We start from the raw sequence: 14,054 nt of genomic DNA on the forward strand, positions 1-14,054 counted from the left end.
AGTACTTTACTCACCACGTGAGGGAAGGTATACTTAAATCAAAGAAAATTTGAAATTATGTTTCATTAGGTGAAACTTACTAAGGAGGTTCATTCATGTCAGCGAACGATTTTTTCTCCTCTGCCCGTACGCTGGAAGTCGGCGGCAAGAGCTACCGTTACTTCGACCTGCAGGCTCTTGAGCAACAAGGGCTTGGCAGCATTTCCAAGTTGCCGTTCTCGATTAAAGTGCTGCTTGAGGCCGCTGTACGTCAATACGACGGCAGAGCCATTACTCAGGAGCATGTGAAGCAAATCGCAGGTTGGAGCGAAGGCCGCGATGAGAATAAGGAGATTCCGTTTATCCCCGCTCGTATTGTTTTGCAGGATTTCACCGGCGTGCCGGTTGTCGTTGACCTCGCCGCCATGCGCGATACCGTAAAGAAAGCCGGCGGCGATCCGAAGCAGATCAACCCGCTCGTGCCTGTTGATCTCGTTATCGACCACTCCGTTATGGTCGACGCGTTTGGTTCCCCGGATGCGCTCGAGTACAACATGAAGGTCGAGTTTGAGCGCAACGAGGAACGCTACCGTTTCCTGCGCTGGGCGCAAACCGCCTTCAACAACTTCCGTGCCGTACCTCCGGCTACCGGGATCGTTCACCAGGTGAACCTGGAGTATCTGGCTTCCGTGGCCGCTACCAAGACGGTGAACGGGGAAACGGTTGTCTACCCGGATTCCCTCGTCGGTACCGACTCCCATACGACGATGATCAACGGCCTTGGCGTCGTTGGTTGGGGTGTTGGCGGAATCGAAGCCGAAGCCGGCATGCTGGGACAACCGCTTTATTTTGTTGCCCCGGAAGTCATCGGGTTTAAGCTGACCGGCAGTCTAGCCGAAGGCGCAACCGCGACCGACCTGGCGCTGACCGTAACCCAAATGCTGCGCAAGAAAGGCGTCGTTGGCAAATTCGTAGAATTCTACGGCCCGGGCCTGGCGAACATCGGCCTCGCCGATCGCGCGACCGTGGCAAATATGGCCCCGGAATACGGCGCAACGATCGGTTATTTCCCGGTAGATACGGAAACGCTCGCTTACTTGCGCGGCACCGGCCGCTCCGAAGAGCAAATCGCTCTTGTTGAAGCGTATTACAAAGCGCAAGGCATGTTCCGCACGAACGATACGCCAGATCCGGAATTCTCCGATCTGATCGAGCTGGATCTTGGCTCCGTTGTACCAAGCTTAGCTGGCCCTAAACGTCCGCAGGACCGCATCGAGCTCACTGCGATGAAGGAAAGCTTCAACACCATCATCCGCACGCCGGTTGAGAAAGGCGGCTACGGCCTCAGCGAAGAAAAAATCGAACAGTCCGTGCCGGTGAAGCATCCGAACGGCTCGACCAGCGAACTGAAAGCCGGGGCGGTTGTCATCGCGGCGATCACGAGCTGCACGAACACCTCCAACCCAAGCGTCATGGTCGGCGCCGGCCTGCTGGCGAAGAAAGCCGTAGAGCGCGGTCTAACCAAACCGGGTTACGTGAAGAGCAGCTTGACGCCAGGTTCGCTCGTGGTCACCGAGTACCTGCAAAAAGCCGGCCTGATCGAGCCGCTGGAAGCTCTCGGCTTCCACGTTGCCGGTTACGGCTGCGCAACCTGTATCGGGAACTCCGGGCCATTGCCGGACGAAGTCAGCACGGCAATCGCCGATAACGATCTGACCGTTGCGGCGGTCCTCTCGGGCAACCGGAACTTCGAAGGTCGCGTCCATGCCCAGGTGAAAGCCAACTATCTGGCTTCCCCGCCGCTTGTCGTCGCTTACGCGTTGGCCGGCACAGTCAACATCGACCTGCAAAACGATCCGATCGGCTACGATCGCGACAATCAGCCGGTCTACCTGAAGGACATCTGGCCTTCTTCCGCGGAAATCAAGGAAGCGATCGGCCAATCGGTGAGTCCGGAGATGTTCCGCAGCAAATACGAGCACGTCTTCACGCAAAACGAACGGTGGAACTCGATTCCGGTTCCGCAAGGCGAGCTGTACGAGTGGGATGAGAAATCGACTTACATCCAGAACCCGCCATTCTTCGAGAAGATTGGCGAGGGGCTGTCCGACATCGCCGACATCCGCGGCGCTCGCGTACTGGCCCTGCTTGGCGATTCGGTCACGACCGACCATATCTCCCCGGCGGGTAACATTTCACCAAACAGCCCTGGGGGCCAATATTTGACCGATCATGGCGTCGAACGGAAGGACTTCAACTCCTACGGTTCCCGCCGCGGTAACCACGAGGTCATGATGCGCGGCACATTCGCGAACATCCGTATCCGCAACCAAGTGGCGCCGGGCACAGAAGGCGGCGTAACCAAATATCTGCCAACGGACGAAGTGATGTCCATCTACGACGCTTCGATGAAATATCAAGCAGGCGGTCAGAACCTCGTCGTCATCGCCGGCAAAGAATACGGCACCGGCAGCTCCCGCGACTGGGCAGCTAAAGGCACGTATCTGCTGGGTGTCAAAGCGGTCATTGCCGAGAGCTTCGAACGGATCCACCGCAGCAACCTGGTTGGCATGGGCGTTCTGCCGCTGCAGTTCCAGGAAGGCGTGAGCTGGAAAACGCTGGCCATCGACGGTACCGAAACGTTTGATATCGACGGACTCAGCAATGACGTGAAGCCGGGTCAAGAATTGACCGTAACGGCAACTCGCGCGGACGGGACTACGTTCCAATTCCCGGCTATCGCCCGTCTCGACAGCATGGTTGACGTCGATTACTACCACAACGGCGGCATCCTGCAAACGGTATTGCGTCAAATGATTGCTTCAAACTGATCGTCCAACCTTTTCTATATAAAAGAGTTCCCTTCAACCTTATGAAGGGAACTCTTTTCTTTTGCAGACGTAGTATCGCGATTCCGATACAATTGCAAAACCAGTCTTGCGGTACAACTCCAATGCGCTGCGGTTATCTGCGGCCACGCTCAAGCGGATCCTCGTACGGCCCTGCGCCAGAAGCAACCGCACGGTTTGGGCTAGCATCTCTCCTCCATACCCACGCCCCTGTTGGGACGGAAGCACGCAAAAATCGTGGATCACCGCCGTTTCGTTCCCCAGAAGATTGACGCGAATCAAGCCGATCCGCTCTTCCCCGCAGCAGCCGATATAGTTGTGGCGGCTGGGCTCCCGAGTATGGCCCAAATACTGAATAGTCCACTCCTCGGTATCGCCAAACGCCTGCGACAAGCAACGTACCATAAAGCCAAAATCCTCAAGCTCCTCCGGACGAAGCGTCAGGTCCGCGTGACCGGCTGAATCTTCTTGCCAGGAGGTGAGTTCCATGGCGAACTGCGAGCCGTCAAACCGCATGCCCAGATGCTCCACACAGCGTAAGCCGGGTTCGGAATCGGCGGGAACCTTAAACCGATAGGTTTGGATCCCCTGCTCGTCCATCTCCGTGATCGCAGCCTCCAACAGCTGCCGGAAAACCCCTTGGCGGCGCCATTCCGGGTGAACCATGGCGATTAAGTTCGCCTCCACCCCATCCGCGGTATACCAACCTAAATGTCCGCGCAAACTCCCTTCCACCTGGTAGAGATAGGCGTGATCGCCGCTTTCTTTGCTCAAGTTATCCAGGCCGATGTTCAATTTTGACCCGTCCGCTTGACGGCAAACTTGCTCCAGCCAGTGAATCGGTTCCAGCAATTCCGGCGTAACTTCCGATAGCTTTACGATGATATAGGATGGCACCGATTCAGCCCCCTTCTATTTGTAAAAGAACATGTTAATAAAACCAAACGACTACTTTACACTACAACAACCATCTGTTATATTATAAGTATAACAGTTAGAACAAGAGAAGGAGATGCCACATTGTGATTATACAGCTGGATTTACAATCGGATGTCCCGATTTATACGCAGCTGGTCCATCAAATTATTGAGGGAATTGCCAGCGGGCAGCTTCAATTGGGGGAGCCCCTGCCATCGGTACGAAGTCTGGCTTCCGACATCGGCGTTAACCTGCATACCGTGAACAAAGCCTACACGCTGCTGAAGCAGGAAGGATATATTCAGGTCCATCGCCAAAAAGGCGTCGTCATTGATCCGGAGGGTATGCCCCCGGTGACTCCCGAATTCCGCGAGAAACAACGGAGAGAACTGCGTCCGATCGTAGCGGAGGCCATCTGCCGCGGGATCGAGAAGGACGAGTTGCTCTCCCTAGTGGAACAAATCCACCAAGAAATTACTCGAGAGGAGTAGTGCCCTATGATGTTTCTATCTACCTTGTTATTGCTGCTTATGTTTGTACCCCTGGTAGCATCTCTGGCCTTCATGCCTTATTTGACCCGGGAAACGGTAAGCTTCGGCGTATCGGTCAGCCCGGAGCAGTATTGGAGCGAACCGATCCGTCGGTTACGTCGGCAATATGCCGCTGTGAGCGGGGGGATTTATTCCCTGTTGCTGATTGCGTGCCTGCTTAGTGTATGGAACAAGGACGGGAACGCCCAAGGAGTCTGGTTTAGCGTTTATATCGGATTGACGATTATCTTCTCTACGGCCCTCTACCTTGTATTTTATTTCCGTATGAAAAAGATCCGTCCGGCCTTGCCAGTCGCCTCCTCCGCTCCCACTCTACTGGCGGTGGACACCGGCTTTCGCCGGCAAAAGCTGGCGCTTTCCGGCAAGTGGTTCTTGATCCACGCAGGGATTATTGCCGCCAGTGTAGCCTTGGTGTTAAGCCAATACGCCGCCATACCAGATCCCGTCGCGATGAAGTTTGACTTCTCCGGGGAAGTAGTCCGCAGCGCCACCAAATCTTACCGCGTCGTGTTGTTTCCCAACGTGATGCAGGTGATTATGACTATATTGTTCGGGTTTGTCAACTGGTCGATTCAACACAGCAAGCAGCAGCTTCAAGCCGCCGACCCGGAACGTTCACTCCGCCAAAACGTCGCGTTCCGTCGCAGATGGTCCGTTTTTACACTCGCGTCCTCGCTGGCGTTGATCTTGATGTTCTCTTTCATGCAAGTGAACCTGATTCGCCCGATGGACAAGAACATTATCACGCTAGTTAGCATGGCCGTCCCTGTCTTCATCGTGCTGTTCGCGTTGGTGTTATCCTTCACCACGGGACAAGGCGGAAGCCGAATCGGCCGCGGTACCGCAGCAGCTACCGGTACAAGCACAGCACCGGTTCCGGATGACCGCTACTGGAAGCTAGGTTCCATTTACTTCAATCCGCAAGACCCATCGTTATTTGTCGAGAAGCGAAGCGGCATCGGCTGGACGATGAATTTTGCTAATCCGCTATCCTGGATTACCCTGCTTGGCATTCTGGCCGTCATCGGTTGGTCTGCCTGGCTCGCAAAATAGAAGTTATTAAGGAGGAGATTACGATGACCAAACGATCCCGATTGTTCAAAAACGCTGCCGCCGCTACGCTGGCGCTCAGTCTGACCCTTCCGTCCGCTTCCGCCTTCGCGGCGAAGCAAAGCGCCACAGCGCTAGCCCCGGTACGGGAAGCTGCCGAAGGTTTTGGCGCACAAGTCCACTGGGAGTCCGGTAGCGCTACGATCCTTGTAACGAAGGATGGGCATAAGCTGGTGCTAACGATCGGTTCGGCGGAGGCTCTGCTTGACGGAAATCGCGTTGTTTTAGACGAGCCGGTACGTATTGCTGACGGCCGCGCTCTAGTTGACGCTGATTTTCTTGCTAAGGCGTTTGAAGTAAAGAGCACGAATCAGCCTGAAGTCGGGGCGAAAGATCACGCCGACTTGTTCTTGAACGCGCTGCTTGACGGAAACGGTGCCGAAGCAGCGAAATATGTCAGCCCTTCTTCGTCCTATGCCCTCCCGGCCGCCATGCTGAACCAGCTGTGGGCCAACTATGAAACGATTTTTGGCAAAGCGGCGGGCGCTCCGTCCAAAAGCGAAACGACCAACTCGATACATCGCAACGTAACGTATGCGTTCCAAACGGCGGCGTTTCCGGTGAACCTGACGCTTCGGCTTAACACCGCCGGGGAGATTGATGATATGTATATCGCCGCTGCGACCAGCTCGGCATACCAAAAACCCGCCTACGACGACGCTGCCGCTTACACCGAGCGAGAAGTAACCGTTGGCGAAGGCGCCATGGCCCTCCCGGGCACATTGACGCTGCCAGCCGCGGGCAAAGGTCCTTACCCGGCAGTAGTGCTCGTGCACGGCTCCGGCACGAACGACCGGAACGAGGCGATTGGCAGCTCCAAGCCCTTCCGTGACCTCGCGGTTGGTTTGGCTGCGCAAGGCATCGCCGTGCTGCGCTACGACAAGGTGTCGTACGAGCATACGTTCAAGGTTGCAGCGGATCCGAAGTTCACACTAAAGAAAGAGACCGTCGACGATGCTCTGAAGGCGGTCGCATTATTGAAACAAACGCCGGAGATCGATGCTTCTCGCATCTTCGTCGCCGGTCACAGCCAAGGCGGCTACGCTATGCCGCTCATTACCGCAGGCGATGCTAACGGCGACATCGCCGGAACGATTTTGTTGTCTGGGCCTAGCGGTAAATTCGCTGACGTGCTAGCCGAGCAGCAAGCCGAGCTCGTCAGCCGCGTGAAGCAGCTTGGCCAGGACCCGGCGCCTTACGAGCAGCAAGCGGCTGTGTACACGTCGATCGCCGCGATGGTCAACGACCCGCAGTATACGGTTGACCATATGCCGGAGCAATTCCCGTCCCAGCCTGCTTACTGGTGGTTCGAGCAGAAAAACTATGTGCCGGCCGAGCTCGCCAAACGGCAATCCAGTCCGATGCTGATCCTGCAAGGCGAGAACGATTGGCAGGTGACGATGAAACAGTTCGAAGGTTGGAAAACGGCGATGCAGAACCGCAAAGACGTCACGTTCAAGTCGTATCCACAGGTCAATCATCTTCTGGCCAAAGTGGACGGCCTCTCCATCGGCGCCGAATACAACCAGCCGTCCAACGTGTCCAAAGAGATTGTCGACGATATCGCGGCTTGGGTTCGCGGGACCAAGTAAGCCGCGCTGTGCTTACTGCCCCCTCGATGCCAACAAAGCCCGCCCCATAAGGGGCGGGCTTTTGCGTGCTCAAGACACAGGATGCCGCGACACACGGAGTCACAAATAAGGTGATCCAATCACCTTACCTTATTGGCTCCATCATCAGGCCCATCTCCCGGGCCGCTTCCACCAGGATCGGCCCGTACTCCTCCAGCCGCTGCAACGTCAAGCGGCTGACCGGCCCAGACACGGACAGGGCGGCGGCGAGCTTCCCCGTCCGGTCGAAGATCGGCGCGGAGACGGCGGATGCCCCCGGCTCCCGCTCCTCGTAGCTGGTGGCATATCCGTGTTTACGGATCTCCTCCAGCTGCGCCACATAGGCCGCCCGGTCAACCGTCGGCGGCCAATCCGGGCTGTCCAGCACCGCCTGGAGCACTTCGTCGCCCGAGTAGGCGACGAGCACCTTGCTGGACGCGCCCACGTACAGCGGCAGTCGCGCACCGACCGGCGCGACCCGGCGGATCGCCTGGTTGCTCTGCACCGCCTGGATCCGCAGCCGCTCGATGCCGTCGCGCAAATACAGGCTGACCGTCTCCCCGAGCCGATCGCGCAGTCGCTCCATCTGCGGCAGCAGCAGTACGGCCGGGTCGTCGCTGTGGGACATGTGCGTCGACAGCTCCCACACCTTAAGGCCCAGGCGGTACTTCTCCGTAGCCGGATCACGAACGACAAAACCTCGTTCCTCCAGCGTGGTCAACAAGCGGTGGACCGTGCTTTTATGCAGGCCGATTTCGGCGGCAATCTCCGTCAACCCCAAATCGCTTGCTTTCGTGAAGCAACCCAATATATCCAAAGCCCGCTCGACCGCGCGCACTGTCAGCTTCCGGTCTTCCATCCGGCATCTACTCTCCTTAGGTTTCACTATATGAAACTCGGTTACATAAATTATATGAAAGAAGCGAATTTCCGTCAATGAAACACCTTCCATTGACATTAATAAGGGATCGACTTACGATTAAATTCAGGAGAATCGCGTTATTTCGACATTTTCTCCGGTTCACCTGCTATAAAAGCGTTTTCTTAACGGTAAACTGTCCGCTTTTGCAATCATATAATCCAGTATTGGGAGGGAAGCGCATGAGCCACACTGGCCGAAATGACCTTCCCTTGCCTTCTTCGGCTTACGTTACCGACGATGTTCCCGCGGCGACTACCCGGCGCGTCAGCATTAAAAATATCCTCGTAGCTCTCCTGTTGTCCGTGCTGTTCTTCCTGATTTTTTGTTTTGTCTCGCTGCACGGGTATATCGCCTGGGTATTGTCCAATCCAAAGGTGGCACCGCTTTATTCTAATCCAAAGCTGTCCATCAACCTCGAATACGAGAACATCGCTTTTCCCGCGGCCGACGGGAGCCGAATAATGCAAGGGTGGTATATTCCTGCGGAGGACTCCGTCAAAACCATCGTCTTTAGCCATGGGTATGGAGCCAACCGTGAAGAAACCTGGATTCCGATGTATGATCTGGCCAATTTCGCCCATCGGTTGAACTTCAATGTCCTGATGTTTGATTACGGCTTTGCCGCGCAAAACAGCAAGGAAGTCGCCACCGGCGGCAAAAAGGAAGCCCAACAGCTGCTCGGAGCGATTCAGGTTGCCAAGCAGCGAGGCGGCCAGGAAATCATCGTCTGGGGCTTCTCTATGGGAGCCGGGACCGCATTGCAAACTGCTTTAAAAAGCCCGGACATTGACGGTATGATCCTTGACAGTACGTTCCTGCTTGAGCCGGATACGATGTACCACAACATCCGTCAGCATATCGGGCTGCCCCGCCATCCTTCGCTGGAGATCATCGGCATGCTGTTGCCGGTGCTAAACGGGACCAGCCTGCGGCAAATTCCGTACGCTCAGGTTAAATCGGAGGACTATCCTTTTCCGACTCTGTTCATTCACGGCACTGAAGATGAAAAGGCTCCTTACCCCATCGCGGAGAAACTCGCAGCCAACCAGACCAACCCCGATTCCGGCGTGTGGATCGTGGACGGAGCTCATCATGAATTGATTTTCCGTGAGCATCCCAAGGAGTATTTACGCAAAGTGTCGTTGTTCCTCGGAAAAATCAAGCTAGCATCCCAAAATACCAATGTGCAAATCGGGTCTGTATCTGAATAGCATAAGCCAACCCTCCTCGCTCATAAGTTAGTAGTAATGTACTTCTTAATCTTGAGGAGGTAGGCCGAATGTTGTTCGTTTACGGGCCTTTTTTGCCTGTGCGTATTTTGGAGGAAATTCGCTTTTGGAAGCAGCAGGAAGCGGAGCATACGGAGGTGATCCAAGCCATCGTTCCCGGCCTGGAAGCCAATTACGTCCAGCTTCTGGAGGAATGGAAGCCCGTATTTGAAGGGACACAGACCGCGGCCGACAGGCTGTTGCAATACGCTTTGGCGACCCCTTCCGCCGCCTCCAGCCCTGAGGTCGTCCGGCAGACGGAACGGCTTCTGCAAGCCTCGTTCCAGCAATCGCGGGAATTCATCCGCCAGCTAGAAATCATGCTGAATCATAGCCATGCCGTCAAGATGGTACCGCTCGCTCCGGTCGTACTTCAGCATATCATTCGCGAATCGGCGTATTTCCTCGAGGTCCTCGAGCGGTTGAACCGGCCGGGGGGAATTGCCGGCAATATGGCCGGGGCGACGCCTTATCCTTATCCGCCTGCTGCCCCCCTCCCCGCATCGTTAAACAGAGAGGACACCTCCGTCGAAAACTTCGAGGCGGAAGCCGTGCAGGAAGATGCACCTCTTCGCCAAGAACCGGCTGCGAACGACAACGCTGAAGAAGCCGCAGCACGTGTGCCGGAGCGTCCCGTCCCAATCGGCGGGCATACGCTTCCTCCTTTGCCTTACCCTTATAACGCACTGGAGCCGCACATCGATGAGCAGACGATGCGCATCCACCACGATAAGCACCATAAGACGTACGTCGACGATTTGAACAAAGCGGAGCTGAAGCTCCAGGAAGCCCGCAAATCCGGCAACTTCGATTTAGTGAAGCATTGGGAGCGAGAACTGGCCTTTAACGGCGCGGGGCATTATCTTCATACGATTTTCTGGGATGTCATGAGTCCAAAAGGCGGAGGCAAACCGGAAGGTGAACTGCTAGAGCAGATCAAACGCGACTTCGGCAGCTACGACGCTTTCCAAAAACAGTTCTCCGAAGCGGCCGCGAAGGTGGAAGGCGGCGGTTGGGCCATTCTCGTGTGGAGCCCGCGTGCCCACCGGCTGGAGATCCTCACGGCGGAGAAACACCAGAACCTGTCGCAATGGGACGTCGTTCCGTTGCTTCCGCTCGACGTATGGGAACACGCCTATTATCTGAAGCATCAGAACGTGCGTGCCGACTACATCAAAGCCTGGTGGAACGTCGTCTATTGGCCGGCCGTCGCCAAGCGGTTCGAGGCGGCAAGAAAATTAAAATGGCAGCCGTTTTAACGGCTGCCATTTTGTTCACACTATTCACTTTCATTTACTCAATTTGAAGAGGATAAGAGTTAATAACAAAATAATAATAGTGTTATTTAATTGTTGGATAAGGAGTCCGTACCCATTTTCAGCGTAGCTCATCGTTACTACAAAATATAAGACTGCTATGATTAGAATCGTCAAAATAAGTATTAATTTATTCGGGGTAATATTCTTATTCATGATCTTATCCTCAACATATACATGTATTTATTAATAATCATATTCTATTTGTTTATAGATACTCAAGTAGTAATCCGTAGTCCCATACTTAACTCTAGCAGAGTTATCCATGTTGATGGAAGCTAAAGATCCAGTAGACGCCCATGCAATGCCAGGTTGAATTCTTGTCGGATTACCTAAGGAATACCTCAATCCTGTAAATGCCTCATTGTAAACACTCCAATGCAATGAATCTGAAGTTTGCCCCCCAGACACAGAAATATCCGTCGATACATTTGATGGAGTGAATGACCAGGAGACTGCCCAAGGCAATCCTACAGTAATTGAATTTCCATTCGCATTATTGGTTGAGTCAGGCCCCCAATCCAAAATATTATCCGTGTTTCTTTTCAAAATGTAGTCAGCATTTAATGTAGCCCGTAGTATCGAGTTTCCATTTGCATCATCTCTATATAACGAACTATTGAGATTATAACCACTAGTAATAATTGTATCTGTGCCATAGCTAAGTATAGATGCGATATCTTCAGCATTATCCTTTCCATATTGTGAAATCTCTTGAAGTACGACATCCTCATAAAGCGCCTTTTTCTTCCCCTCATATGTGTACGACTGAATATTACTAAAAAATTTAGGTTCACCATCTACATATCCGATTAAATTCCAAGACTCTTCCTTATCATTAATTACTTCATTCATCTCTTCTTTTGATTCTTTCTCTCTTGCTTGATCTGTTATTCTACTTGGAGTAAATTTTGAGATTTTATTAGAATCCAGATTCTCACCAAAAACAAAGACTTCCCGACCATTACTTATGATATTTTGTAGAATATTCATATTGCTTTCTGCTTTTTCCCATGAAATAACTATAGCGTCAAAATTATCTTGCGGAATCTCTTCATTGTAGCTTATTTCATAGTTATTTCTAAAGTTATTCATTGCATTATCTTCCGAAACTTTATATTGTACTCTTTTTTCTACTTCATGTATCTGGTCTGTGATAACGATTATCTTTTCCTTGATATTCGTAATATTTGAACCAGCGTAGGCACTTGAACTTGAGGTAACAAAAAATAGTGCTAAGGAAAATGATACTATAGCTTTTAGTTTCATTGACGAAGCCTCCTATAATATAATAGGTTCCGGCCAGATCCCTTATTGTTATTACCATTTATGTATTCTATATCAATATATTGTTTTTTCAGTACCTTCCTTCCATACTTAACCAGATTTCTAAATAGGATAATGATACGCAAACCCATCTCAAAACTAAAAAACCTTCAGTTAACGAGGCATAATCCTCGAAACCAAAGGTCTTTTATAAAAAACTAATTTTTGATGAGCGACAAAAACTCCGCCCGAGCAGCTGCATCCTTGCGGAAACTTCCGCGTACGGCTGAGGTTACGGTCTTGCTGCCCGGCTTCTTGACGCCGCGGGAGCACATGCATAGATGCTCGCCTTCGACGACAACCATCACGCCTTTCGGCTGCAGTACCTCGTCCATGATGTCAGCAATCTGCGAAGTAATCCGCTCCTGCACCTGCAAGCGGCGAGTCACCGCTTCAACCAGACGGGCCAGTTTGCTGAGCCCGGCGATCCGGCCGCTCGGAATATAGCCGATATGGGCTTTACCGAAGAAAGGCGCCATATGATGCTCGCATTGACTGTAGTAGACGATATCTTTGACAATGACGAGTTCCTCGTGATTTTCCTCGAAGGTCACGCCCAGTACGTCACGGGGATCCACTTCATATCCGGCAAAAATCTCCTCATACATCCGGGTCACCCGGGCCGGGGTTTCGAGTAGTCCTTCACGTTCCACGTCTTCCCCGATCAATTTCAGGATTTCCCGAACATGATGTTCAATTTGCTCCCGATTGTCGCCTACCTGCTTGTTTACATAATCTTTCAATCCAGCCATCTTCAGCGCCTCCTCCCTTCACATGAAATATGTGAAACGTTTCATTATTTTTTCTTCTTTGTCGGACGGCCCGGTACCGGCGCTTGTCCGCCTTGATTTTTCATCATCTGCTGCGCGCGTTGCATCTGTTTGCTGTTCAGGTTATACCCCATTTGCTTCGCCATCTTTTGCAGCATCTCCGGATCGCTCTGCATCTTCGTAAGCTGTCTGCGGAGGTAAAATACCCCGATCGCGAAGCCGCCGACCAGCCCGACGATTAAAGTAATGATTGGAATAACGATATCCATGCTTCAGCCACCCCTGGATTATAATCGTGCAGCCCCTGCTATAAAGGCCGGCGCACTCCAAATATCATAGCATCCAGCCTGCCGCGATTCAAGGATTCAGGCCAAAACCGCCTCGATAAACAACGTGGTTTCCGTCGCCAGGTCGACTTCGTTCACGTCCAACTCGTCGCCGGTTCCCCGCACGATCCGAATGACCGGTCGGCCCGGCAATCCCCGGTGCTGCCTTACAACCACGCCGGTCTCCTTCGTTCCGAGCCGGACCGAGGTTCCGTTCGGATAAACGGAGATGATGCGCGTAAATTCTACAAGCACCTCGTGATCCAGCTCCTGTTCGGAGCAGGCCATCATATGCTCGCAGGCCTCATGCGGTAACAAAACCCGCCCATCCTTACTTCCACCGCTGATCAGGTTGTCGTACATATTGGCGACCGCGACGATCCTCGGGAACAGATGGATTTCCTCTCCCGCGAGCTTCCGCGGTATGCCGTTACCGTCCGGACGCTCATGATGTTGCAGCGCCGTATGGGCGATTAGCAGATTAAATTCGCGTTTATGACGCAGCAACTCGTATCCCCGCCACGTATGGTGGTTTTTGGGGTCCTCCGGATCGGCTCCCTCTGGCAGTTCCAACGATTTGCCGATATCGTGCAGCATCGCGCCGATGGCCAAATCCTTGAGTTGGGAATATCCCAACCCCAGGTTAAGTCCAATCATGGACGAAATCAGGCTGACGTTAACCGCGTGAAGATAGGCGGCATTATCCGCCGTCCGAATATCGGTAAGCTGCAACAATACTTCCTTGCTATTCAACACGTCGGTCAGCAGAGAGTCGACGCTGTTGCTGATTTTGCGCGTGCTCCAGTCCTTCCCGGAGCGGATCGCCTGCAGCGTTTCGGACATCTCCCGGAACACCGCCTGTTTGGTCGATTCGCTGAGCACGTCTTCGATTTCGATATCCTCGTAATCCGGATCCTTAATATATAACATCGTTACGCCGATCCGCTTCAGCGTGTTGATCATGAACACCGTAAGCTGAACCCCTGACGACAATAACACGGTCCCGTTAGCCGAATACACGGTTTTCCCCAGATGTTGCCCCGGTTCGATATCCTCGATATTGATGAAACGCATCTATGTTATCCCCCTTGCCGGATATCAATCCCCGA

At 53.1% G+C, this 14,054-nt stretch carries 12 protein-coding genes; 6 read left to right on the top strand and 6 right to left on the bottom strand.

Annotated features, from left to right (window positions below):
* The first annotated feature begins 95 nt into the window (after positions 1 to 95).
* Entirely contained in the window at positions 96 to 2,810 is a 2,715-nt protein-coding gene (acnA, locus tag KJS42_RS17040) for an aconitate hydratase AcnA (protein ID WP_155607222.1), read from the top strand.
* 39 nt (positions 2,811 to 2,849) lie between these two features.
* Here the strand turns inward: acnA and KJS42_RS17045 are convergent, their stop codons facing one another.
* A complete protein-coding gene (locus KJS42_RS17045) occupies positions 2,850 to 3,725 on the bottom strand; it encodes a GNAT family N-acetyltransferase (RefSeq protein ID WP_213623565.1) in 876 nt (291 codons plus the stop codon).
* A 125-nt stretch (positions 3,726 to 3,850) separates the two neighbouring features.
* Here KJS42_RS17045 and KJS42_RS17050 point away from each other — a divergent pair, with 125 nt between their 5' ends.
* From KJS42_RS17050 to KJS42_RS17060, 3 genes are read left to right on the top strand one after another with little or no spacing between them, the layout of a single operon-like run.
* Complete coding sequence (locus tag KJS42_RS17050; RefSeq protein WP_193418810.1) at positions 3,851 to 4,237, top strand: GntR family transcriptional regulator; 387 nt, start codon at positions 3,851 to 3,853, stop codon at positions 4,235 to 4,237.
* 6 nt (positions 4,238 to 4,243) lie between these two features.
* Positions 4,244 to 5,350: a DUF1648 domain-containing protein gene (locus tag KJS42_RS17055; protein WP_213623566.1), complete on the top strand. Its 1,107-nt coding sequence runs from the start codon at positions 4,244 to 4,246 to the stop codon at positions 5,348 to 5,350.
* Between the two features lie 23 nt (positions 5,351 to 5,373).
* Entirely contained in the window at positions 5,374 to 6,999 is a 1,626-nt protein-coding gene (locus KJS42_RS17060) for an alpha/beta hydrolase family protein (RefSeq protein ID WP_213623567.1), read from the top strand.
* A gap of 124 nt (positions 7,000 to 7,123) precedes the next feature.
* Here the strand turns inward: KJS42_RS17060 and KJS42_RS17065 are convergent, their stop codons facing one another.
* On the bottom strand, positions 7,124 to 7,876 hold the full coding sequence (locus tag KJS42_RS17065) for an IclR family transcriptional regulator (RefSeq protein WP_193418828.1): 753 nt from the start codon (positions 7,874 to 7,876) through the stop codon (positions 7,124 to 7,126).
* 242 nt (positions 7,877 to 8,118) lie between these two features.
* Here KJS42_RS17065 and KJS42_RS17070 point away from each other — a divergent pair, with 242 nt between their 5' ends.
* Together KJS42_RS17070 and KJS42_RS17075 are read left to right on the top strand one after the other, a co-directional pair.
* Positions 8,119 to 9,150: an alpha/beta hydrolase gene (locus KJS42_RS17070; protein ID WP_155607226.1), complete on the top strand. Its 1,032-nt coding sequence runs from the start codon at positions 8,119 to 8,121 to the stop codon at positions 9,148 to 9,150.
* 68 nt (positions 9,151 to 9,218) lie between these two features.
* A complete protein-coding gene (locus KJS42_RS17075) occupies positions 9,219 to 10,466 on the top strand; it encodes a Fe-Mn family superoxide dismutase (RefSeq protein ID WP_213623568.1) in 1,248 nt (415 codons plus the stop codon).
* 243 nt (positions 10,467 to 10,709) lie between these two features.
* Here the strand turns inward: KJS42_RS17075 and KJS42_RS17080 are convergent, their stop codons facing one another.
* The 4 genes from KJS42_RS17080 to KJS42_RS17095 all read right to left on the bottom strand — a co-directional run bounded on the left by KJS42_RS17080 (position 10,710) and on the right by KJS42_RS17095 (position 14,019).
* Positions 10,710 to 11,792, bottom strand: a complete 1,083-nt coding sequence (locus KJS42_RS17080) for a hypothetical protein (RefSeq protein WP_213623569.1) — start codon at positions 11,790 to 11,792, stop codon at positions 10,710 to 10,712.
* Between the two features lie 215 nt (positions 11,793 to 12,007).
* Positions 12,008 to 12,601, bottom strand: a complete 594-nt coding sequence (gene folE / locus KJS42_RS17085; RefSeq protein WP_213623570.1) for a GTP cyclohydrolase I FolE — start codon at positions 12,599 to 12,601, stop codon at positions 12,008 to 12,010.
* A gap of 44 nt (positions 12,602 to 12,645) precedes the next feature.
* Positions 12,646 to 12,888 (bottom strand): YneF family protein, encoded by a 243-nt coding sequence (locus KJS42_RS17090; protein ID WP_155607230.1) that lies wholly within the window; start codon positions 12,886 to 12,888, stop codon positions 12,646 to 12,648.
* Between the two features lie 96 nt (positions 12,889 to 12,984).
* Positions 12,985 to 14,019 (bottom strand): HD-GYP domain-containing protein, encoded by a 1,035-nt coding sequence (locus KJS42_RS17095; protein WP_155607231.1) that lies wholly within the window; start codon positions 14,017 to 14,019, stop codon positions 12,985 to 12,987.
* Positions 14,020 to 14,054: the final 35 nt, after the last annotated feature.

This window comes from Paenibacillus sp. J53TS2 (genome assembly GCF_018403305.1).
Taxonomy (GTDB): Bacteria; Bacillota; Bacilli; order Paenibacillales; family Paenibacillaceae; genus Fontibacillus; species Fontibacillus rhizolycopersici.

Coding starts and splice junctions, on each gene's coding strand:
- KJS42_RS17095 (WP_155607231.1), bottom strand. CDS start 14,019: ATGCGTTTCATCAATATCGAGGATATCGAACCGGGGCAACATCTGGGG.
- KJS42_RS17070 (WP_155607226.1), top strand. CDS start 8,119: ATGAGCCACACTGGCCGAAATGACCTTCCCTTGCCTTCTTCGGCTTAC.
- KJS42_RS17060 (WP_213623567.1), top strand. CDS start 5,374: ATGACCAAACGATCCCGATTGTTCAAAAACGCTGCCGCCGCTACGCTG.
- folE (WP_213623570.1), bottom strand. CDS start 12,601: ATGGCTGGATTGAAAGATTATGTAAACAAGCAGGTAGGCGACAATCGG.
- acnA (WP_155607222.1), top strand. CDS start 96: ATGTCAGCGAACGATTTTTTCTCCTCTGCCCGTACGCTGGAAGTCGGC.
- KJS42_RS17055 (WP_213623566.1), top strand. CDS start 4,244: ATGATGTTTCTATCTACCTTGTTATTGCTGCTTATGTTTGTACCCCTG.
- KJS42_RS17065 (WP_193418828.1), bottom strand. CDS start 7,876: ATGGAAGACCGGAAGCTGACAGTGCGCGCGGTCGAGCGGGCTTTGGAT.
- KJS42_RS17075 (WP_213623568.1), top strand. CDS start 9,219: ATGTTGTTCGTTTACGGGCCTTTTTTGCCTGTGCGTATTTTGGAGGAA.
- KJS42_RS17080 (WP_213623569.1), bottom strand. CDS start 11,792: ATGAAACTAAAAGCTATAGTATCATTTTCCTTAGCACTATTTTTTGTT.
- KJS42_RS17090 (WP_155607230.1), bottom strand. CDS start 12,888: ATGGATATCGTTATTCCAATCATTACTTTAATCGTCGGGCTGGTCGGC.